Here is a 20,661-nt window from a genome sequence, read left to right on the forward strand (position 1 = left end):
ATTATGAAAAAGCTCATGATCTATGGAGGTCAATTTAATCCAATTCATATTGGACATATGTTAGTTGCGAGTGAAGCATATCAATTTGTTCAACCTGATAAATTCATTTTCTTACCAAGTTATCAATCACCACTTAAAGAACATAACGAATCGTATTTAATAGAATCAGAACGTGTAAAAATGTTAGAATTAGCTATTGAAGATTTGCAATTCGGTGAAGTTGATGAGAGAGAACTTAATAGAAAAGGTACGAGTTACACATTTGATACGATTAAAGAATTTAAACAAGAATTTCCTGATTATCAAATATATTTTGTAATCGGTTCAGATCAATACGAGAATTTGCATAAATGGAGAAACATTGCAGAATTGAAAGAATTATTAACATTTGTCGTAGTTAATAGAGAAGTTGATAAACAAGATGTAAAAGAAGGAATGTTAGCATTACACATTCCTAGAATGGATGTAAGCTCAACAGACATTCGCAATAGATGTAAAAATCGTCAATCTATAAAGATGCTCGTTACGCCACGAATTGAAAGATATATCAAAAGGGGACGATTGTATGAAAATTAAAAAAGCAGTCAAATTGGTTGAAGAAACATTACCATCAAAAAGATATAATCACTCTATGAGAGTAGCCGAAACAGGTAAGAAAATGGCAGAAATCTTTGATGGTGATATGAAAAAAGTTGAATTAGCAGGTATACTGCATGATTTATGTAAATATGAAGAACTTTCAGCGTTATACCAAAGTGTAACGCAATATGATCTAGGGCAAGATTTATTAAGTTATGGCTCAGAAATACTACATGGACCAGTTGCTGCTGCAAGGCTTAAAGATCAATATGATATAAATGACGAAGATATTTATTATGCAATTTATAATCATACGACTGGTAGAGCACAAATGAATAAGACTGAAAAAATAATTTTTATTGCTGACTATATTGAACCTAAAAGAACAACTCCAGGTGTAGATGAAATTAGAGATATTGTCTTTAAAGAACGCAACTTGGATAAAGCAGTTTATGAAATATCAAAACGTACAGTGTTACACTTAATTAATAAGGATAAAACAGTACATTTAAAAACTATAGAATGCTTAAATTATTATAATATGCATTCAGAACAATAAAGGAATGGTTAAATGAATTCAAATGATTTAATGAAACAAACGTTACTAGCATGTGATGATAAACGTGCTGAAGATATTATTGCAATTGATATGAAAGGTATTAGCGATATAGCTGATTATTTTGTTGTATGTCATGGTAACAGTGACAAGCAAGTTCAAGCTATTGCAAGAAATGTTAAAGACGAAGCGGAAATAAATGATATATTAGTAAAAAGACTAGAAGGCTTTAATGAAGCAAGATGGGTATTAATTGATTTAGGCGATGTTGTTGTACACGTATTCCATAGAGAAGAACGTGATTACTACGATTTAGAAAGATTATATAAAGACGCACCAATTATTACACTAAATGAGGTAGCACAATAATGGCATACAATCGTATGAGTCATTATTATGACCTTCTGACTGAAGATCAACCATATGATAAATGGAAAGACATTGTCGGTCATTATGTTACAGGTAATGATAACGATATTTTGGATATTGGTTGTGGGACAGGACGCTTAACAGAGCAATTATTAGAATATGGTCGTGTAAGTGGACTTGATTTAAGTGAAGAGATGTTAGAAGTAGCTGAAAGTCGTAATCCTAATATAAATTGGTATTGCCAAGATATGAGAGATTTAGACTTACCACAAAGTTACAATGTAATTACCATCTTTTGTGACAGCTTGAACTATATAACCGACCCTGAAGAAGTTCTTCAAGTATTTAACTATGTTAATCAATTTTTAAATGATGGTGGATTACTTATATTTGATGTGCATTCACTATATAAGATGAATCATCAATTTAATAACCGTAACTATATTGATGAAACCGAACAATTAACATTAGCATGGCAAGCAATTGCTGGTGAAGAACCTAATAGTGTATATCATCAAATGTCATTTTTCATCGAAAGAGAAGATGGACTTTACGAACGATTCGATGAAGAACATTATCAAGTCACATATGAAATCGACCTTTATAAACAACTTTTAGACTTTGCTGGATTTAAAGTTGAAAATGTATTTACTGATTTCAATATTGAACAATTTGATGAAAAAGGCGATAGACATTTTATAGTTGCACGAAAGTAATTTAGAACACTTCCTACGTTTAATTATGTAGGAGGTGTTTTTTTGAAATACATTCATAAAATAAAAGAATGGATAATAGAGAATTATCAACTTGCAATCATCATGATTGTTGTATTGTTTTTTATTTGTAATAGCCTTTTGACTGGTAATGATGATCATGAAGCTATTATTCATCAACAAGATACTATAAATGAAGTTAAACAACAGTCTTCAGAAGAGAAGCCAGTTGATAAGATGGATGAATCTAAATTTACTAAAGATGTTGATCGAAATGTCGTAGTAGATGTGAAAGGAGCTGTTAATTATCCCAATACATATTCAATGTCTTCAAAGGATCGCGTACATGATGTGTTAAAGAAAGCTCAAACAAAGCATAATGCAGATTTGTCTAAAATCAATCTATCAGAACGACTTAAAGATCAAATGTATATATATGTTCCAATAACTGGCGAACATGTGCCAAGTGTTAATACAAACCAATCTTCTAATGATAAAGTAGAAGTTAATATCAACACAGGAGATAAATCAGAAATTGAAAAATTACCTGGTATCGGTCCGAGTAAAGCAGATGCCATTTTACAATATAGAGAAACAAATGGAGAATTTAAAACTGTGGATGATTTGAAGAAGGTCAAAGGATTTGGAGATAAAACAGTAGAAAGTTTAAAAGACTTTATCGTTTTAAATTGAATTGCATTTATACTTGTTAAATTTTACAATAAGAATATATGAAAGGTAGGTCGATGTGTAATGGATAGAATTGAATGGAAAGAATATTTTATGGCTCAAAGTCATCTATTATCATTAAGGTCAACATGTGAAAGATTATCTGTTGGTGCAACAATCGTTAAAGATAATAGAGTGATTGCTGGTGGATATAATGGCTCTGTTTCAGGAGAAGAACATTGTATAGATAATGGCTGCCTTGTAGTGGACGGTCATTGTATTAGAACCATTCATGCTGAAATGAATGCGATTATACAATGTGCTAAGTTAGGTGTTTCCTCAGAAGGTGCGACTATTTATGTTACACATTTCCCTTGTCTAAACTGTACGAAATCAATTATACAAGCTGGTATTAAACAAATTTATTATGCTGACGATTATCATAATCATACATATGCAATACAATTGTTAGAACAGTCTGGTGTACACTATGAAAAAATTAATTTCCATCCAGAAGACATTATTAAATATCTAAAGTAAGGACTAATATATAAGATGTGGTTTTATTTTGCACTTTATTTATTGTCCGGTTTAATTTTCTTTGTACATCCCTATGTAAGTATAGTCATGCTCATTATCTTAGTTATAAGTTGCTATATTAAATGGCAATCATTAAAAATTTTGGTGATGAGCTTTATTTTTTTTATGATAGGTTGCTTAATTTATCCGAATGATCCAATACAATATTACGAATCATTTAATGTTTCAAAAAATCATAAAAATTATACTGAAGTGATTCAGTTTGGAGATAAGATAACGATTGATGGAGATGCTTTTCAAGCTGAAGGACAAATCCATAATCAAACGTATAAAGCATTTTATACGATTAAAAATGAAAAAGAAAAGCTTAAACTTCTGAAGAAAATGCCTTATTTAAAAAATTGCCGTATTACTTACTCTGTTAATCAAACTTTACCTAATACTAACGCATTAAAATTTCAATACTTTGAGTTTTTGCAAAATCATGATATTAAAGGTGTTATTAAGATAGAACACTTATTTTTAAATACTTGTTCGAATCGGTCATTAACTATTATCGAACGTATTCAACTATATCGAACGAATTTAATTCATGAAATGAAACAACTTGATTTAGATGGTGTTGATGATATTATTGCGCTCACATTAGGTGATACAAGTTATTTAAGTGAAGAAAGAATAGATCAACTTAAGAAATTAGGTATATATCATTTATATGCTGTAAGTGGATCACATGTCGCATTGTTAAATATATTTTTATTTAAATTATTACTTAGAATGAATATCAAATATCATCATGCCGAGAATATGATATTTATATTGTTACCAATATACGCTGTCTTAACTGGCTTAAGCCCGAGTGTTCTTAGAGCAGTAGGTGTAGTAATGGTTTATATGATTTTGAATAAAATCATGAAAATAGACGCTTTACAAATCCTATCTATCACTTTCATTGTTTATACAATTTATAATCCTCACATTATTTTCGATATTGGTTTCCAATTATCTTATATTGTCTCCACGTTTATCATTTTATGTGTACCACTTATAAAGTCTTTCAATACAATCCATAAAATCATTACGATCAATGTCGTATCTCAATTATCCTCATTTGTCATATTACTGATTCACTTTAATACTTTTCAATGGTTAGGGTTTATAACAAACTTTCTTTTTATTCCACTTTTTGAATTAATTATTTTTCCACTTGTGATGTTATTCATGTTGATGTTTGCAACTTTTGGTAAAGTTCCAAATTTATTTACAACACTAATAGAAATCTGTATGAATCAAACTTTTAAATTAATAGATGTTATGAGTCGTATTCCAATAAACGAGTTGGTCGTTAGAAATCTAGCCGAATGGATATATTTAATCGTCCTTATAGTTGTAGTACTAGTCTTAACTTTATTTATTAAAAGGAAATATATTAAATTTTTACTACTTTTCACGATGTTAGTCTTTGCAATCATATACCATTTTAATCATAATGAGGTTATTTTAAAATTTCTTGATATTGGCCAAGGAGATGCAATGATAGCTTATCATCATGATGTAAATCAAATTGTGATGATCGATACGGGTGGTAAAGATAAATTGAAGAAGAAACCGTGGCAAACTAGAAGTAAAATATCAAATTATACAGATTCAATTATTGTGCCTGAACTTAAAGAAAAGGGATTTCAAAAGATTGATTATTTAATCATCACACATCCACATGCAGATCACATGGGAGAATTAGCTACTTTGAGTAAAAGGGTATCAATCAAACATTTAATTATTAATAAAAAGACTTGGGATAGCCGTGAATTAAAACATTTGTTAGAAGAGGTTAAAGAAACGAACACACAAATTGTAGATAGCTCAAATTTGAATGAATTAAAGATTGGAGAATCGACATATAAATTTTTCAATCAAAATAGTCCGAATTATGAAGATAAGAATGATACATCAATCGTAACTGAAATCACTACGTTTGGCAGTACGATATTAACGACGGGTGATGCAACAGAAAAGGTAGAGGAAAGTATATTGAGTCAACTTAAAGGGCATTATGATATTTTAAAAGTAGCGCACCATGGTAGTTTGACAAGTACAAGTGATCGCTTTTTATTAAAAGCAAAGCCACATATTTGTGTCATAAGTTCTGGTCGACATAATAGGCATGGACTTCCGAAAGAGGCTATTGTAAATAAACTTAAACAAAACAATTGTAAAGTGTTCAATACACAAGATTACGGAATGGTGCAATTTGAAATCAATAAAGACAACATGATAATGACAAATGGACTACAAGAACATAATAAAAAAGCTTACAATCGACAGTAGTCGTTTGTAAGCTTTATATAAATGGATTTGATATATTAGTTTGGTAGTAAACTGAATACTTGTGCAATAATATAAATTGCTGCTAAGAATACGAAACCAATTATAAATCCAAATCCAGAGTCTTTAACATCATTGTTACGCCCTTGAGTATTTTCACCTTCAAATCTGTTCATATGACTCCCTCCTATACTTACTTTCATTATATGATATTAAACTTAAAAATGCTATACTTAATTAGAACTTTATAAGAGAGGGAGACTTATTTTGGAAGACAATATTGTATTGAATTATGGTGCAGTAAATGCACTTATTGAGAAAAAATCTGACGAAATTATAAATCAATATTTAGGTGGAGAAAGAGACGATTTCAATTATGTTAAATTTGATTTATATGAAACACCTATTTCAAGCGCGATAGAAGAATCATTAACTTTACCATTCCTCTCAGACAAAAAAGTTGTACATGTTAAGAATGCTTACCTTTTTACAGGAGAAAAAGTTAGTACTCAAATCAATCAAAATATCGATCAATTAATTCAATTTATTGAACAATATGATGGTGAAACGTTAGTCGTATTTGATGTGTTTAATGAGAAATTAGATGAAAGAAAGAAACTCGTTAAAACAGTTAAGAAAAATGCAAGGCTCAATAAAATTGACCAAATGACTGAACAAGAAATAAAACAATGGATTAAATCTTATTTGCATGAACAATATAAAGATATAAAAGAAGATGCACTAATAGAATTTTTAGAACTGACAGGTATTCAATTTAATATTATTAAAGCAGAATTAGATAAATTAGTGTTATTTATTGGTGATGAAGCGGTTATTAATAAACAAGACGTTAAAGAAATTGTGAGTCGTTCTCTAGAACAGAATGTATTTTTGTTAACGGAATATATTCAGAAGGGTCAAAAAGAAAAGTCTATTAATTTACTGAAAGACTTAATCAATATGAAAGAAGAGCCGATTAAGCTGTTAGCGTTAATCACAAGTAATTATCGCTTGTATTATCAATGTAAGATTCTTGCTGGTAAACATTATAGCGAACAACAAATAGCCAAAACGATTGGTGTACATCCATATAGGGTTAAACTGGCACTTCGTATTACGAGAAAGCTATCACTCGATCGTTTATTAGCGACTATTGATATTTGTGCTGATACAGATTACCAATTGAAATCTTCATATATGGATAAAGTACTCATATTAGAACTTTTCATTTTAAAAATATAAGATATGAGGTTGGTATTTCATGCCATAAAAAAGAGCGTGACACAGAATGTTCTGTGTCACGCTCTCACATAATTAGTTAGCTTTTGACATTAAGCTTGATTTAATTCTATCAGCTTTATTTGAATGAATTAGATTGTTTTTAGAAGCTTTATCAACTTTTTTAACAGCTAATGAAACTAATTCAGCTTTGTTTTCAGCATTGTTTTCGATTGCAGTTTTAGCAGTTTTAACAGCTGAACGCATATCATTTTTTTGTGAAATGTTAGCAGCGTCTTTCTTTTCTGTTACAGCAACGCGTTTAATAGCAGATTTAATGTTTGGCATGAGAGTCACCTCCTAAATATGTTGTCCGTGATCAAAGAATTTTTGATTGCAACAAAAAATATTTTATCAAATGTAGGGCATAAGTGCAATGATTATTTACACATTCCTTATAAAGCATAACACTTTATTGATAGTTTGATAATACGTTTGCATTTATTTCATAAAGACGGTATCATATCAAAGATGCGACTTACATTTAATACATGTAAAATTAACGAGAAAGTTGGAGTTCAAATGGACAGAACTAAACGCCTAGAGCGCCAAAATAAAATTAGAAACTTTTCTATCATTGCTCATATTGACCATGGTAAATCTACGTTAGCTGATAGAATTTTGGAAAATACAAAAAGTGTAGAATCACGTGAAATGAAAGAACAATTATTAGATTCTATGGATCTTGAAAGAGAACGTGGTATAACAATCAAACTTAATGCTGTTAGATTAAATTATACTGCTAAAGATGGGGAAACATATATCTTACATTTAATTGATACACCGGGGCATGTCGATTTTACATATGAAGTTTCAAGATCACTCGCAGCATGTGAAGGTGCGATTTTAGTTGTAGATGCTGCACAAGGTATCGAAGCTCAAACGTTAGCAAACGTATATTTAGCATTAGACAATGACTTAGAATTAATACCTGTTGTTAATAAAATTGATTTACCTGCAGCTGAACCAGAGCGTGTTAAACAAGAAATTGAAGATGTAATTGGTTTAGATGCAAGTGATGCAGTACTTGCAAGTGCTAAATCTAATATTGGAATTGAAGACATATTAGAGAAAGTTGTAGAGATGGTACCACCTCCAGAAGGTGATCCAGATAACCCATTACAAGCGCTTATTTTTGATTCTTCTTTTGATGCTTATAGAGGTGTAATTTCTTCTATACGTGTTGTTGAAGGTTCAGTTAAAGCTGGAGACAAAATTCAAATGATGTCTACAGGTAAGACATTTGAAGTTACTGAAGTGGGGATTAATACACCGAAACAACTTCCAGTTGATACGTTATCTGTCGGAGATGTAGGATACATTGTAGCTTCAATTAAAAATGTTGGAGATTCCAATGTTGGTGATACTATTACTTTAGCTGACAGACCTGCTGAGAAGCCTTTAAAAGGGTATAAAAAGATGAATCCAATGGTATTCTGTGGATTATATCCAATTGATAATAGTAAATACAATGATTTAAGAGAAGCACTTGAAAAGCTTCAACTTAATGATGCATCTTTAGAATTTGAAGCTGAAACTTCTCAAGCTTTAGGCTTTGGTTTCAGAACAGGATTCTTAGGTTTACTACACATGGAAATTATTCAAGAAAGAATTGAAAGAGAATTTAATATTGAACTGATTGCGACAGCACCGTCAGTTATTTATGAATGTGAATTAACAGATGGACAAAAATTACAAATTGATAACCCATCACAATTCCCAGACCCGCAAAAAATCAACAGAATATATGAACCGTATGTTAAAGCAACAATGATGGTACCGAATGATTATGTGGGCGCTGTAATGGAACTTTGTCAGAAAAAACGTGGTAACTTTAAGACGATGGATTATTTAGATGATATTCGTGTCAATATTATTTATGAACTTCCATTATCTGAAGTCGTATTCGATTTCTTTGATCAGTTGAAATCTAATACGAAAGGTTATGCATCGTTTGATTATGAATTAATCGGATATCAAGAAAGTAAACTTGTTAAAATGGATATTTTATTAAATGGTGATAAAGTAGATGCATTAAGCTTTATTGTCCATAAAGAGTTTGCTTATGATAGAGGTAAAGCAATAGTAGATAAATTAAAAACATTAATTCCAAGACAACAATTTGAAGTACCAGTTCAAGCAGCAATTGGTAATAAAATAGTAGCTCGAACAAACATTAAATCTATGGGTAAAAATGTTTTAGCAAAATGTTACGGTGGGGATATTAGCCGTAAACGTAAATTACTTGAAAAACAAAAAGCAGGTAAAGCTAAGATGAAATCAGTAGGTAATGTGGAAATTCCACAAGATGCTTTCTTAGCCGTGCTTAAAATGGATGAAGAATAATTTTGAAACAGCTGCATAATATGTAGCTGTTTCTATTTTTAAAGGAGCGTTTATATGGCAAAAAGTGTATATATTCATATACCTTTCTGTGTGAGAATTTGTACTTATTGCGATTTTAATAAGTTCTATATTGCTAATCAGCCGGTAGATGAGTACTTAGATTGTTTGATAAAAGAGATGTCAACGAGAAAAGATAAAGAAGTTGAGACTGTCTTTGTTGGTGGAGGTACACCTACAGCATTATCTGAAGCACAACTTGAAAGATTACTGCAAGCTATTAACGATTTATTTGTGATTACAAAAGAGTATACATTTGAAGCTAATCCAGATGAATTAACAGAAGCAAAAATAAAATTACTCAAACAATATGGTGTGAACAGATTGTCATTAGGTGTTCAAACATTTGATGATGAATTGTTAAAAGTATTAGGAAGAACTCATCATAGTGACGATATTGAAAAAGCCGTTACATTATCTAGAAAACATAAAATCCCTTCTGTAAGTTTAGATCTTATGTTTCATTTACCAGGTCAAACATTAGAACAATTTGATGATTCACTTAATAAGGCACTATCACTTGATGTAGATCATATTTCAAGTTATGCCCTTATACTTGAACCTAAGACGCAATTCTATAATTTATATAGAAAAGGGCGTTTGAAGTTACCTAATGAAGATTTAGGTGAAGAAATGTATCAACATTTGAAAAAGAAATTAGCAGATTCTAACCTAAATCAATATGAAATCTCAAACTTCTCGAAAGAAGGGCATGAATCTCTTCATAATAAAGTATATTGGAAAAATGAAGAATATTATGGTTTCGGTGCAGGTGCTCATGGTTATATTAATGGTGTACGCTATGGCAATATTAATCCGGTTAATCAATATATTAAGAAATTAAAGAATGGTGAAATGCCTGTATTGCAAAGTACAGAAGTGTCATTGAAAGAACAAATGGAAGAAGAAATGTTTCTTGGATTGAGAATGACAAAAGGTGTTTCTAAATCAAAATTCAAAAATAAGTTTGACCAATCAATAGAAGATGTATTTGGTCAACATGTGAAAGAACTCATTGAACAAGAATTGTTACTAGATGAAGAAGACTATTTACGCTTAAGTAATCGCGGACAAATAATCGGAAATGAAGTGTTTGAGAAGTTTTTATTAAGCTAAAAATATGTATTAAAAAAAGATATAAAAATTGAATGCTTTAACGTTGACTTTCTTTGACCAATTTGATAAATTATAATTAGCACTTAGGAAGATAGAGTGCTAATCGAGGTGATGACATGATTATTGAGAGGCAATTACAAATTTTGAATGTAATTGTTGAGGATTATGTTGAGTTAGGACAACCAATTGGTTCTAAGTCGATTATTGAAAGGCATCAATTGCCGATTAGTCCAGCGACAGTTAGAAATGAAATGAAACAATTAGAAGATTTGAACCTTCTTGAGAAGACACATACGTCATCAGGTCGTATTCCTTCTGAACAAGGGATTAAGTATTATGTTAATCAATTACTTGAGACTAAATCTCAAAGTAAGAAAAGTTTAAATTGGTTTGAACATTTTCAAGATAAAAATCAATATGATGTCAACGCAATGCTTAAATGGTTAGCATTAGAAATTTCAAATCGTTCACATTATACAACTGTAGTACTCGGACCGAATAAATTTTCAAGATTTATATTTGAAATTCATTTTGTGAGAGTCAGCCCAACTCATCTCATGGGCGTCATTGTATTTACAGATGGTTATGTAGAGAAAGTTCATATTCAAATTCATGAATCTTTAAATCAATTACAGATTGAGAAATTTATGAACTACTTAAACCAGTATTTTAAGCAAAATACTTTAACTACAATGATAAAAACGTTAGAATCATTATCGTTGTCATTCATTGATCAAGAATTTATTACTAATTTTAAACAAGCGTTATTAACGCAAATTAATGATCATAATGAAGAAATGTTTCTAGGTGGTAAGATGCACCTAATTGACGCGTTAGATGTAACAAATGTATCTATGATTCAATCGATTTTAAAGTATCTTGAATCTGAACGTATCGCTCAATTTTTAAATGAAACTTCTAATGATTCGATAAGTGTCAAAATTGGACAAGAAATTAATAAAGATTTACATGGTATTTCGATTATAAGTACCAATTATGAAATTTCTGGTGATATAACTGGTCATTTAGCCGTTATTGGTCCAACTGCAATGCATTATAACAAAGTGATTCAACTTTTGAATCATTTTTAAATAAGGAAAGAAAATGGAGGGCATGAAATGACGGAAGAAAAGCAAAATGAACAATTCGATGAAACTAATGATCAAACTCAATCTGTCGCTACTGAAGAAGTAGAAGCAAATGAAACTGAAGAAAATGTTGAAGAGGTTGAGCAAGATAAAGTAGTCGAAATTCCGGAAGCTGAACTCGAACAACTTAAACAAAAAGCAAATGAAGAAGAAGAAAAATACTTACGTTTATACGCTGAGTTTGAAAACTATAAACGTAGAATGAAACAAGAAGCAAGCATTATTAAAGATTATCAAGCACAGCGTGTACTTACAGATGTATTACCTGCGCTAGATAATATGGATCGTGCACTTAAACAAGAAGGTGAGTCTGAAGACTTCTTAACTTTCAAAAAAGGTGTAGACATGGTTTATAACGATTTACTTAAATCATTAAAAGATAATGGTTTAGAAGAAATCGAATCTTACAACCAACCATTCGATCCAAATGTACATCAAGCAGTAATGCAAGATAACAATCCTGACTTTGAATCAGGTGTTGTAACTGAAGAGTTACAAAGAGGATATAAATTGAAAGATCGTGTTTTAAGACCAGCAATGGTTAAAGTAAACGAATAATGAACTCGATGATTAATTAATTATAAATTGGAGGAATAATTCTTATGAGTAAAGTAATAGGTATAGACTTAGGTACAACAAATTCAGTAGTTTCAGTATTAGAAGGTGGAGAACCTAAAGTAATCCAAAATCCAGAAGGTAACAGAACAACACCATCAGTTGTTGCATTTAAAGATGGTGAAACACAAGTTGGTGAAGTTGCTAAACGTCAAGCAGTAACTAACCCAAATACAATTCAATCAGTTAAACGTCATATGGGTACTGATTATAAAGAAAAAGTTGAAGATAAAGAATATACACCACAAGAAATCTCAGCTATGATTTTACAAAACTTAAAATCAACTGCTGAAAGTTATTTAGGTGAAAAAGTAACAAAAGCTGTTATTACAGTTCCAGCTTATTTCAATGACTCAGAACGTCAAGCAACTAAAGATGCTGGTAGAATCGCTGGTTTAGAAGTAGAACGTATTATTAACGAACCAACTGCAGCAGCATTAGCTTACGGTTTAGATAAAACTGAAACTGATCAAAAAGTATTAGTATTTGACCTTGGTGGTGGTACTTTCGACGTATCTATCCTTGAATTAGGTGACGGTGTATTCGAAGTATTAGCAACTGCAGGTGACAATAAACTTGGTGGTGACGATTTCGATGACGTTATCATTAAATATTTAGTTGAAGAATTCAAAAAAGAAAATGGCATAGATTTATCACAAGATAAAATGGCATTACAACGTCTTAAAGATGCTGCTGAAAAAGCTAAAAAAGACTTATCAGGCGTATCTTCAACTCAAATTTCATTACCATTCATCTCTGGTGGCGCAAATGGTCCATTACACTTAGAAACAACACTTTCAAGAGCTAAATTTGAATCATTAACAAGCGATTTAGTAGAAAGAACAATGGGTCCAACTCGTCAAGCTATGAAAGATGCAGGATTATCTAATTCTGATATCGATGAAGTTATCTTAGTTGGTGGATCAACTCGTATCCCAGCTGTTCAAGAAGCTATCAAAAAAGAAATCGGTAAAGAACCTAACAAAGGTGTTAACCCTGATGAAGTAGTAGCTATGGGTGCTGCAATTCAAGGTGGCGTAATCACTGGTGATGTTAAAGACGTAGTATTACTTGACGTTACACCATTATCATTAGGTATCGAAACTATGGGTGGCGTATCTACAGTATTAATCGAAAGAAATACAACAATCCCAACATCTAAATCTCAAGTGTTCTCTACTGCAGCTGATAACCAACCAGCAGTTGATATTCACGTATTACAAGGTGAACGTCAATTAGCAGCAGATAACAAAACACTTGGTCGATTCCAATTAACGGACATTCCACCTGCTCCACGTGGTGTGCCACAAATCGAAGTATCATTTGATATCGATAAAAACGGTATCGTTAATGTAACAGCTAAAGATTTAGGTACAAACAAAGAACAAAAAATTACGATTGAATCAAGCTCATCATTATCAGATGAAGAAATCGATCGTATGGTTCAAGATGCAGAGAAAAATGCTGAAGCAGATAAAAAACGTCGTGAAGAAATCGATTTAAGAAATGAAGCAGACCAAATGGTATTTACTGTTGAAAAAACTTTAACTGATCTTGGCGATAACGTTGATGAAAGCGAAAAAGCTAAAGCTGAAGAAGCTAAAGAAGAATTGAAAAAAGCACTTGAAGGTAATGATATAGAAGATATCAGAACTAAAAAAGATGCACTTCAAGAAATCGTACAACAATTATCTGTTAAAATGTATGAACAAGCTGCACAAGCACAACAAGGTGCGGAAGGCGCTGAAGGCCAATCTACTTCAAACGATGATGACGTAGTTGATGCTGAATATACAGAAGTCAACGAAGACGATAAAAAATAATACTAATCATTAAAAAGTCAAAGTCAATGTGATTGGCTTTGACTTTTTTAATTCATATACGTATTATAAATCAGTGTGTAAAGGAGAGATTACATTGGCAAAAAGAGACTATTATGAAGTACTTGGCGTATCCAAAGATGCTTCTAAAGATGAAATAAAAAAAGCTTATCGTAAATTATCAAAAAAGTACCATCCTGATATCAATCAAGAAGAAGGTGCTGACGCAAAGTTTAAAGAAATTTCAGAAGCATATGAAGTGCTAAGTGATGAAAACAAACGTGCGCAATACGACAGATTCGGTCATAGTGGTCCGCAACAAGGATTCGGTGGATCACAAGGATTTGGAGGACAAGACTTCTCTGGATTCGGTGGCTTTGAAGATATATTCGGTTCATTCTTTGGTGGTGGTGGCGCTAGAAGAGATCCTAACGCTCCAAGACAAGGTGATGACTTACAATATAGCATGACATTAACATTTGAAGAAGCTGTATTTGGTACAGAAAAAGATATTACAGTTCGTAAAGATGTAGAATGTGACACATGTCATGGTAATGGTGCTAAACCTGGCACTAAGAAGAAAACTTGTACGTACTGTAACGGACAAGGTCATGTAACAGTTGAACAAAATACTATTCTAGGCAGAATGCAAACACAAAAAGTTTGTCCTGAATGTGAAGGTTCTGGACAAGTATTTGAAGAAAAATGTTCAGATTGTCATGGTAAAGGTACTCAAAACAAAAAAGTTACAATCAAAGTGAAAGTACCTGAAGGTGTAGATAACGACCAACAAATTCGCTTAGCTGGTAAAGGTGGTCCAGGTATAAATGGAGGACCTGCAGGCGATTTATATGTTGTGTTCAGAGTGAAACCACACAGTAAATTTAGACGTGATGGAGACAATATCTTCTATGATCTAAATCTATCATTCCCTCAAGCAGCACTTGGTGATGAAATTACTGTTCCTACGTTGACTGGTAATGTGTCATTAACAGTTCCAGCAGGTACACAAACTGGTAAACAATTTAGATTGAGAGAAAAAGGTGTGCAAAACGTTCATGGTTACGGTAAAGGTGATTACTTTGTAACTGTTAAAGTTGTAACACCAGATAAAATGACTGAAAGACAAGAAGAACTATTACGTGAGTTTGCTGAAATAGGTGGAGAAACTATTACAGAACAACCATCTAGCTTTAAAGACAGAGCCAAAAAGTTTTTTAAAGGAGAATAGCCTGTGAATTGGATTGAGTATTCTATCATGATAAATAGCGAAGCAGAACCAGAAGTTACAGCATTGTTAAATGAATTAGGTGCAAATGGTGTCGTAATTGAAGATTCAGCAGAATTAGAGAAAGAACATACAGATGTATACGGTGAGATTTATGAATTAAATCCCGCAGATTATCCTGATCATGATATTAGGGTTAAATGTTATTTTAATGAATTAGTATTTACGGATCAATTAGAACAAGAAATTCAAGAAACAATTGCAAATGTAAATGGCATTCAGTCAGAAATTTTATCGTTTGAGAAAACGATTATTAAAGAATCAGATTGGGAAAATGAATGGAAAAATTATTTCCATCCGTTTAAAGCTTCTGAAAGATTTGCGATTGTTCCAAGTTGGGAACAAGAAGGATATCAAAATAACGAAGGTGATCTTTGCATCAAACTAGATCCAGGTATGGCTTTTGGTACAGGTGACCACCCAACAACAAGTATGTGTTTAAGACATATAGAAGAGGTTGTACAACCTCAACACAAAGTGATTGATGTTGGTACAGGTTCAGGTATTCTAAGCATAGCTTGTCATTTACTAGGTGTAAACGACATTAAAGCGGTGGATTTAGATGATTTAGCAATTAAAGTTGCTAAAGAAAACTTTGAAATCAATGATTGTGAAAAAGATATCGTCGCAGATACTGGCAATTTGCTTACTGAAGAAACAGAACAATATGACGTGATTATTGCAAATATATTAGCGCATATTATTGATTTAATGATAGAAGATAGTTATGAAAGATTAAATGATAATGGCTACTTTATTACTTCAGGCATTATTGAAGAAAAATCCGATGAAATAATTGAAAAACTACAAAATACTGGTTATACTATCGAAAAAGTACTACGTGAAGATGGTTGGGTTTCAATACGAGCTAGAAAGTAGGAGAAATGATGCAAAGATATTTCTTACAAGAAAACGCTGAGTTAAATCAGCGTTTTTTTATACATAATACAGATGATATACATCATATTAAAAATGTGATGCGCAAAAGTATCGATCAAGAAATCATATTAACTTTTGAAGATCAAAAGTCGTTAATTTCAAAAATCATTGCTTTTCATGACGATAGTATTGAGTTAGAAACGATAGAAGACATTACAAGACAAACGGAACTACCTGTTGATATAACGATTGCGAGTGGGCTTATTAAAGGCGATAAATATGAATGGTTGCTTCAAAAAGCAACTGAAATGGGTGCACATCATTTTATTGCTGTCCAATCCGAAAGGTCTATTGTCAAATTAGACGAGAAAAAAATATCTAAAAAATTAGATAGATGGCAAAAAATTGTTAAAGAAGCTAGTGAACAAAGTATGAGACTTACTATACCAAGTATAAAGTATAAGTCGAATTTTAAATCAATTTATGATAATATGAATGAATATGATTATGTAATAATAGCTTATGAAGAAGAAGCTAAAAGTGGGGGAACAAGCAAATTTCATCAAATTGGTTCTAACCTTAAACATGGACAAAAGGTTTTAATGATATTTGGACCAGAAGGTGGATTAACTGAAAATGAAGTTAATCTTTATGATGATGCTATTAAGGTGAGTTTAGGACCTAGAATATTAAGAGCTGAAACCGCTCCATTGTATGCTTTAGCTGCTTTAAGCTATCAATTAGAATTAATGAGGTGAATAAAATTGGCTACAGTAGCGTTCCATACGTTAGGTTGTAAAGTAAACCATTATGAAACTGAAGCAATTTGGCAATTATTTAAGGAAAATGATTACGAAAGAGTGGATTTTGAAACGAATGCTGATGTCTTTATCATTAATACTTGTACTGTAACAAATACAGGTGACAAGAAGAGTAGACAAGTGATTAGAAGAGCAATACGTAAAAATCCAGATGCAGTTGTTTGTGTAACAGGTTGTTATGCTCAAACATCTCCTGCTGAAATTATGGCAATTCCGGGCGTTGATATTGTTGTAGGTACTCAAGATAGACATAAACTTATTTCTTATATTGAGGACTATAAACAAAGTAGACAACCTATTAATGGTGTAGGTAATATTATGAAAAACAGAAAGTATGAAGAATTAGAAGTTCCATACTTTACTGACAGAACACGTGCATCATTAAAAATTCAAGAAGGCTGTAATAATTTCTGTACTTTCTGTATCATTCCATGGGCAAGAGGGTTAATGAGATCAAGAGATCCTGAACAAGTAGTAAGCCAAGCAACAACACTTGTAAACTCAGGATATAAAGAAATTGTTTTAACAGGTATTCATACAGGTGGATATGGTGAAGATTTAAAAGATTATAACTTAGCGCAATTATTAAGAGATTTAGAACAAGTTGAAAATCTTGAAAGAATTCGTATATCATCTATAGAAGCGAGTCAGCTTACAGATGAAGTTATTGATGTTATCGATAAATCAACTAAAGTTGTAAGACATCTTCATATACCATTACAATCAGGTTCTGATACTGTATTGAAACGTATGAGAAGAAAATATACGATGGCACACTTCTCTGAAAGATTACAAAAATTGCATAAAGCTTTACCAGGTTTAGCTGTTACAAGTGATGTAATTGTTGGATTCCCTGGTGAAACTGAAGAAGAATTCCAAGAAACATATGACTTCATTGTTAAACATCAATTTTCTGAATTACACGTGTTCCCTTATTCTATGAGAACAGGAACACCAGCAGCAAGAATGACAGATCAAATTGATGAAGAAGTTAAAAATGAACGCGTACATCGTTTAATTGAATTATCTAATCAATTAGCTAAAGATTATGCTTCTAAATTTGATCAAACTGTATTAGAAGTGATACCTGAAGAAAAAGGTTCAACTGATGGTAAACTAGTCGGATATGCAGATAATTACATGAAGATTGAATTTGAAGGCGATGAATCATTAATTGGAGAATTAGTGAAAGTGAAAGTTGTCACACCAGGTTATCCTATCAATCAAGGTAAACTTGTAAAAGTTGTGGATCATGCAACAAATAAAGACGAAAGATTAGTTGCATATTAATATTCATAACAAATGATTATTGACTTAAAAAATGACTTATTTTATAATGTTTAAGTACATAGTAATATATACTATGTAAATGACATATAAAGCTTTGTTGATATTTGGAGGGAGGGAAATACAGATGTCTAAAACAGTAGTTCGTAAAAACGAATCAATCGAAGATGCATTACGTCGCTTCAAACGTACAGTTTCAAAAAGCGGTACGATTCAAGAAGTGCGTAAACGTGAGTTCTATGAAAAACCAAGCGTTAAGCGTAAGAAGAAATCAGAAGCAGCACGTAAACGTAAATTTAAATAATTAATTTTTTATTGAACTCCCTCAATGAATATTAATTAATTATAATGAACAATATTTAACGTTGAACGTCATAAAGAACACATAAACGATATCGTTTATGTGTTCTTTTATTTATTTGAAAAACATTTAAGTTTATAAATTTAGAATATTATGTATATACGTTTTAGTTCACGCCTATTTTATTGTATAATAAATATGAGGGGTGAGATTATTGACATCAGGGTATGAATACATATTTGCTTATTTTCAGAACAACTTGAATTTAGGTATTGTTTCAAGTCAAAGTATGTCGTCTATTGGTGAGTTCATTACGTCTCCATTAGTCACATTGATACTGACTTGTATTATTTTTCTAGGTGCACTATATCAATTATATTCAGAACGTATTAATTTTGCGGGAATTTTAAGCTTTATTTGTACACTTATCTTTTTCATCGGCTACGTTATAATTGATGAAATTAGTTTGATTTCTGTTTTACTTTTTGGGATCGGTGCATTATTAGTAATAATTGAATTATTTGTTATAGGAGCAGTACTAGGTATCCTTGGTTTTATTGCCATTATTGGTAGTTTTGTATTAGTTGGAGAAAATATCTTAACTATGGGTATGATTATTGCTGTAGCATTAATTCTAACAACGATAGAGTGGGTGATATTAGTGAAAGGATTCAATCGTAAAATACCATTCTTTGATAAAGTCATTCTTAGAGACTCTACAAATAAAGAATCTGGCTATACATCTCATGATGATAGAAGTCATTTGATTGGCAAACTATGTACAACATACACTGCATTGAGGCCCTCAGGAATTATACTTGTTGATGACGAAAGAATAGATGCTGTTTCAGATGGTAGTTTTATTCAGAAGGATAAGCAAGTTAAAATTGTACAGGTTGAAGGTACAAGAGTTGTCGTAAGAGAAATTTAATTTAGACAAGGAGAGAAATGCATATGTTATCAGGTTTAATTGCTTTTGTAATTATTGCTGTCATATTAATCGTACTACTTATGATTTTATTCTCATTTGTACCAGTAGGATTATGGATTTCAGCTATTGCAGCAGGCGTAAAAGTAGGTATTGGTACTTTAGTTGGTATGCGTTTGAGACGTGTATCACCTAGACGTGTTATTAACCCATTAATCAAAGCGCACAAAGCTGGTTTAGCATTAACAACGAACCAGTTAGAATCTCATTATCTTGCAGGAGGTAATGTTGATAGAGTAGTTGATGCAATTATTGCGGCTCAAAGAGCAGAAATCAACTTAGTATTTGAAAGAGGGGCAGCGATTGATTTAGCTGGTCGTGACGTTTTAGAAGCTGTTCAAATGTCCGTTAACCCTAAAGTAATTGAAACACCATTTATCTCAGGTGTTGCGATGAATGGTATCGAAGTTAAAGCAAAAGCTAGAATTACAGTTAGAGCAAACATTGATCGATTAGTCGGTGGTGCTGGTGAAGATACAATTATCGCACGTGTTGGTGAAGGTATTGTATCAACAATTGGTTCAAGTCAACATCACACTAAAGTACTTGAGAATCCAGATAGTATTTCACAAACAGTATTAAGTAAAGGTTTAGATTCAGGTACAGCATTTGAAATTCTATCAATTGATATTGCTGATGTGGATATCGGTAAAAACATTGGTGCAGACTTGCAAACTGAACAAGCACTTGCTGATAAAAATATTGCACAAGCTAAAGCCGAAGAACGTCGTGCAATGGCCGTTGCTACTGAGCAAGAAATGAAAGCAAGAGTACAAGAAATGCGTTCTAAAGTTGTTGAATCAGAAGCAGAAGTACCACTTGCAATGGCAGAAGCACTTAAATCAGGCAATTTAGGTGTTAAAGACTACTATAATTTAAAAAATATAGAAGCTGACACTGGCATGAGAGAAGCAATCAATAAGAGTACAAAGCCACAAGATTCTAATTCACCGAACCAATAAGAGA

At 31.8% G+C, this 20,661-nt stretch carries 22 protein-coding genes; 20 read left to right on the plus strand and 2 right to left on the minus strand.

The window, feature by feature from the left end; genetic code table 11:
• Positions 1-3 precede the first annotated feature (3 nt).
• The 7 genes from nadD to LQ622_RS04780 all read left to right on the plus strand — a co-directional run bounded on the left by nadD (position 4) and on the right by LQ622_RS04780 (position 5,754).
• Positions 4-576, plus strand: coding sequence for a nicotinate (nicotinamide) nucleotide adenylyltransferase (nadD, locus tag LQ622_RS04750; RefSeq protein ID WP_037588369.1), 573 nt, complete (start codon positions 4-6; stop codon positions 574-576).
• Positions 566-1,138: a bis(5'-nucleosyl)-tetraphosphatase (symmetrical) YqeK gene (gene yqeK / locus LQ622_RS04755; RefSeq protein WP_037588367.1), complete on the plus strand. Its 573-nt coding sequence runs from the start codon at positions 566-568 to the stop codon at positions 1,136-1,138. The genes nadD and yqeK overlap by 11 nt, the downstream gene beginning before the upstream one ends.
• A gap of 12 nt (positions 1,139-1,150) precedes the next feature.
• Complete coding sequence (rsfS, locus tag LQ622_RS04760) at positions 1,151-1,504, plus strand: ribosome silencing factor (protein WP_239774729.1); 354 nt, start codon at positions 1,151-1,153, stop codon at positions 1,502-1,504.
• Complete coding sequence (locus tag LQ622_RS04765; RefSeq protein WP_371683272.1) at positions 1,501-2,220, plus strand: class I SAM-dependent DNA methyltransferase; 720 nt, start codon at positions 1,501-1,503, stop codon at positions 2,218-2,220. The genes rsfS and LQ622_RS04765 overlap by 4 nt, the downstream gene beginning before the upstream one ends.
• Positions 2,221-2,262: 42 nt before the next feature.
• Positions 2,263-2,910, plus strand: a complete 648-nt coding sequence (locus LQ622_RS04770; protein ID WP_126477530.1) for a helix-hairpin-helix domain-containing protein — start codon at positions 2,263-2,265, stop codon at positions 2,908-2,910.
• 60 nt (positions 2,911-2,970) lie between these two features.
• On the plus strand, positions 2,971-3,426 hold the full coding sequence (locus LQ622_RS04775; protein ID WP_037588364.1) for a ComE operon protein 2: 456 nt from the start codon (positions 2,971-2,973) through the stop codon (positions 3,424-3,426).
• Positions 3,427-3,573: 147 nt separating this feature from the next.
• Positions 3,574-5,754 carry a DNA internalization-related competence protein ComEC/Rec2 gene (locus LQ622_RS04780; RefSeq protein ID WP_239762004.1) on the plus strand — a complete coding sequence of 727 codons (2,181 nt, stop codon included), beginning with the start codon at positions 3,574-3,576 and terminating at the stop codon, positions 5,752-5,754.
• A gap of 35 nt (positions 5,755-5,789) precedes the next feature.
• Here the strand turns inward: LQ622_RS04780 and LQ622_RS04785 are convergent, their stop codons facing one another.
• Complete coding sequence (locus tag LQ622_RS04785; RefSeq protein ID WP_075577996.1) at positions 5,790-5,927, minus strand: YqzM family protein; 138 nt, start codon at positions 5,925-5,927, stop codon at positions 5,790-5,792.
• Positions 5,928-6,018: 91 nt separating this feature from the next.
• Here LQ622_RS04785 and holA point away from each other — a divergent pair, with 91 nt between their 5' ends.
• Positions 6,019-6,993 carry a DNA polymerase III subunit delta gene (holA, locus tag LQ622_RS04790; RefSeq protein ID WP_159315594.1) on the plus strand — a complete coding sequence of 325 codons (975 nt, stop codon included), beginning with the start codon at positions 6,019-6,021 and terminating at the stop codon, positions 6,991-6,993.
• Positions 6,994-7,065: 72 nt separating this feature from the next.
• On the opposite strand, the gene rpsT is transcribed toward holA, so the two are convergent.
• On the minus strand, positions 7,066-7,317 hold the full coding sequence (gene rpsT, locus LQ622_RS04795) for a 30S ribosomal protein S20 (protein WP_239774730.1): 252 nt from the start codon (positions 7,315-7,317) through the stop codon (positions 7,066-7,068).
• Between the two features lie 234 nt (positions 7,318-7,551).
• On the opposite strand from rpsT, the gene lepA reads away from it, so the two are divergent.
• The 12 genes from lepA (at position 7,552) to floA (ending at position 20,657) form a co-directional block, all read left to right on the plus strand.
• On the plus strand, positions 7,552-9,375 hold the full coding sequence (lepA, locus tag LQ622_RS04800; protein ID WP_037588356.1) for a translation elongation factor 4: 1,824 nt from the start codon (positions 7,552-7,554) through the stop codon (positions 9,373-9,375).
• A 54-nt stretch (positions 9,376-9,429) separates the two neighbouring features.
• Positions 9,430-10,548 carry a radical SAM family heme chaperone HemW gene (gene hemW / locus LQ622_RS04805; protein ID WP_159315595.1) on the plus strand — a complete coding sequence of 373 codons (1,119 nt, stop codon included), beginning with the start codon at positions 9,430-9,432 and terminating at the stop codon, positions 10,546-10,548.
• A gap of 116 nt (positions 10,549-10,664) precedes the next feature.
• Entirely contained in the window at positions 10,665-11,639 is a 975-nt protein-coding gene (hrcA, locus tag LQ622_RS04810; protein ID WP_239774731.1) for a heat-inducible transcriptional repressor HrcA, read from the plus strand.
• 27 nt (positions 11,640-11,666) lie between these two features.
• A complete protein-coding gene (grpE, locus tag LQ622_RS04815) occupies positions 11,667-12,254 on the plus strand; it encodes a nucleotide exchange factor GrpE (protein ID WP_037588350.1) in 588 nt (195 codons plus the stop codon).
• A 44-nt stretch (positions 12,255-12,298) separates the two neighbouring features.
• Positions 12,299-14,134, plus strand: a complete 1,836-nt coding sequence (gene dnaK, locus LQ622_RS04820) for a molecular chaperone DnaK (RefSeq protein ID WP_126477526.1) — start codon at positions 12,299-12,301, stop codon at positions 14,132-14,134.
• Positions 14,135-14,228: 94 nt separating this feature from the next.
• Positions 14,229-15,362, plus strand: a complete 1,134-nt coding sequence (gene dnaJ, locus LQ622_RS04825) for a molecular chaperone DnaJ (protein ID WP_025904208.1) — start codon at positions 14,229-14,231, stop codon at positions 15,360-15,362.
• Between the two features lie 3 nt (positions 15,363-15,365).
• The gene (gene prmA, locus LQ622_RS04830; protein WP_037588345.1) at positions 15,366-16,298 is read left to right on the plus strand and encodes a 50S ribosomal protein L11 methyltransferase; all 933 of its coding nucleotides are present in this window, start codon (positions 15,366-15,368) and stop codon (positions 16,296-16,298) included.
• 8 nt (positions 16,299-16,306) lie between these two features.
• On the plus strand, positions 16,307-17,056 hold the full coding sequence (locus tag LQ622_RS04835) for a 16S rRNA (uracil(1498)-N(3))-methyltransferase (RefSeq protein WP_107577765.1): 750 nt from the start codon (positions 16,307-16,309) through the stop codon (positions 17,054-17,056).
• A gap of 6 nt (positions 17,057-17,062) precedes the next feature.
• The gene (gene mtaB, locus LQ622_RS04840; RefSeq protein ID WP_126477524.1) at positions 17,063-18,409 is read left to right on the plus strand and encodes a tRNA (N(6)-L-threonylcarbamoyladenosine(37)-C(2))-methylthiotransferase MtaB; all 1,347 of its coding nucleotides are present in this window, start codon (positions 17,063-17,065) and stop codon (positions 18,407-18,409) included.
• A 124-nt stretch (positions 18,410-18,533) separates the two neighbouring features.
• Positions 18,534-18,710: a 30S ribosomal protein S21 gene (gene rpsU / locus LQ622_RS04845; RefSeq protein WP_016998564.1), complete on the plus strand. Its 177-nt coding sequence runs from the start codon at positions 18,534-18,536 to the stop codon at positions 18,708-18,710.
• A gap of 211 nt (positions 18,711-18,921) precedes the next feature.
• Positions 18,922-19,638 (plus strand): NfeD family protein, encoded by a 717-nt coding sequence (locus tag LQ622_RS04850; RefSeq protein WP_176698803.1) that lies wholly within the window; start codon positions 18,922-18,924, stop codon positions 19,636-19,638.
• A 23-nt stretch (positions 19,639-19,661) separates the two neighbouring features.
• Positions 19,662-20,657: a flotillin-like protein FloA gene (floA, locus tag LQ622_RS04855; RefSeq protein ID WP_025904203.1), complete on the plus strand. Its 996-nt coding sequence runs from the start codon at positions 19,662-19,664 to the stop codon at positions 20,655-20,657.
• Positions 20,658-20,661 lie beyond the last annotated feature (4 nt).

This window comes from Mammaliicoccus sp. N-M50 (genome assembly GCF_022386995.1).
Classification (GTDB): domain Bacteria; phylum Bacillota; class Bacilli; order Staphylococcales; family Staphylococcaceae; genus Mammaliicoccus; species Mammaliicoccus sciuri_A.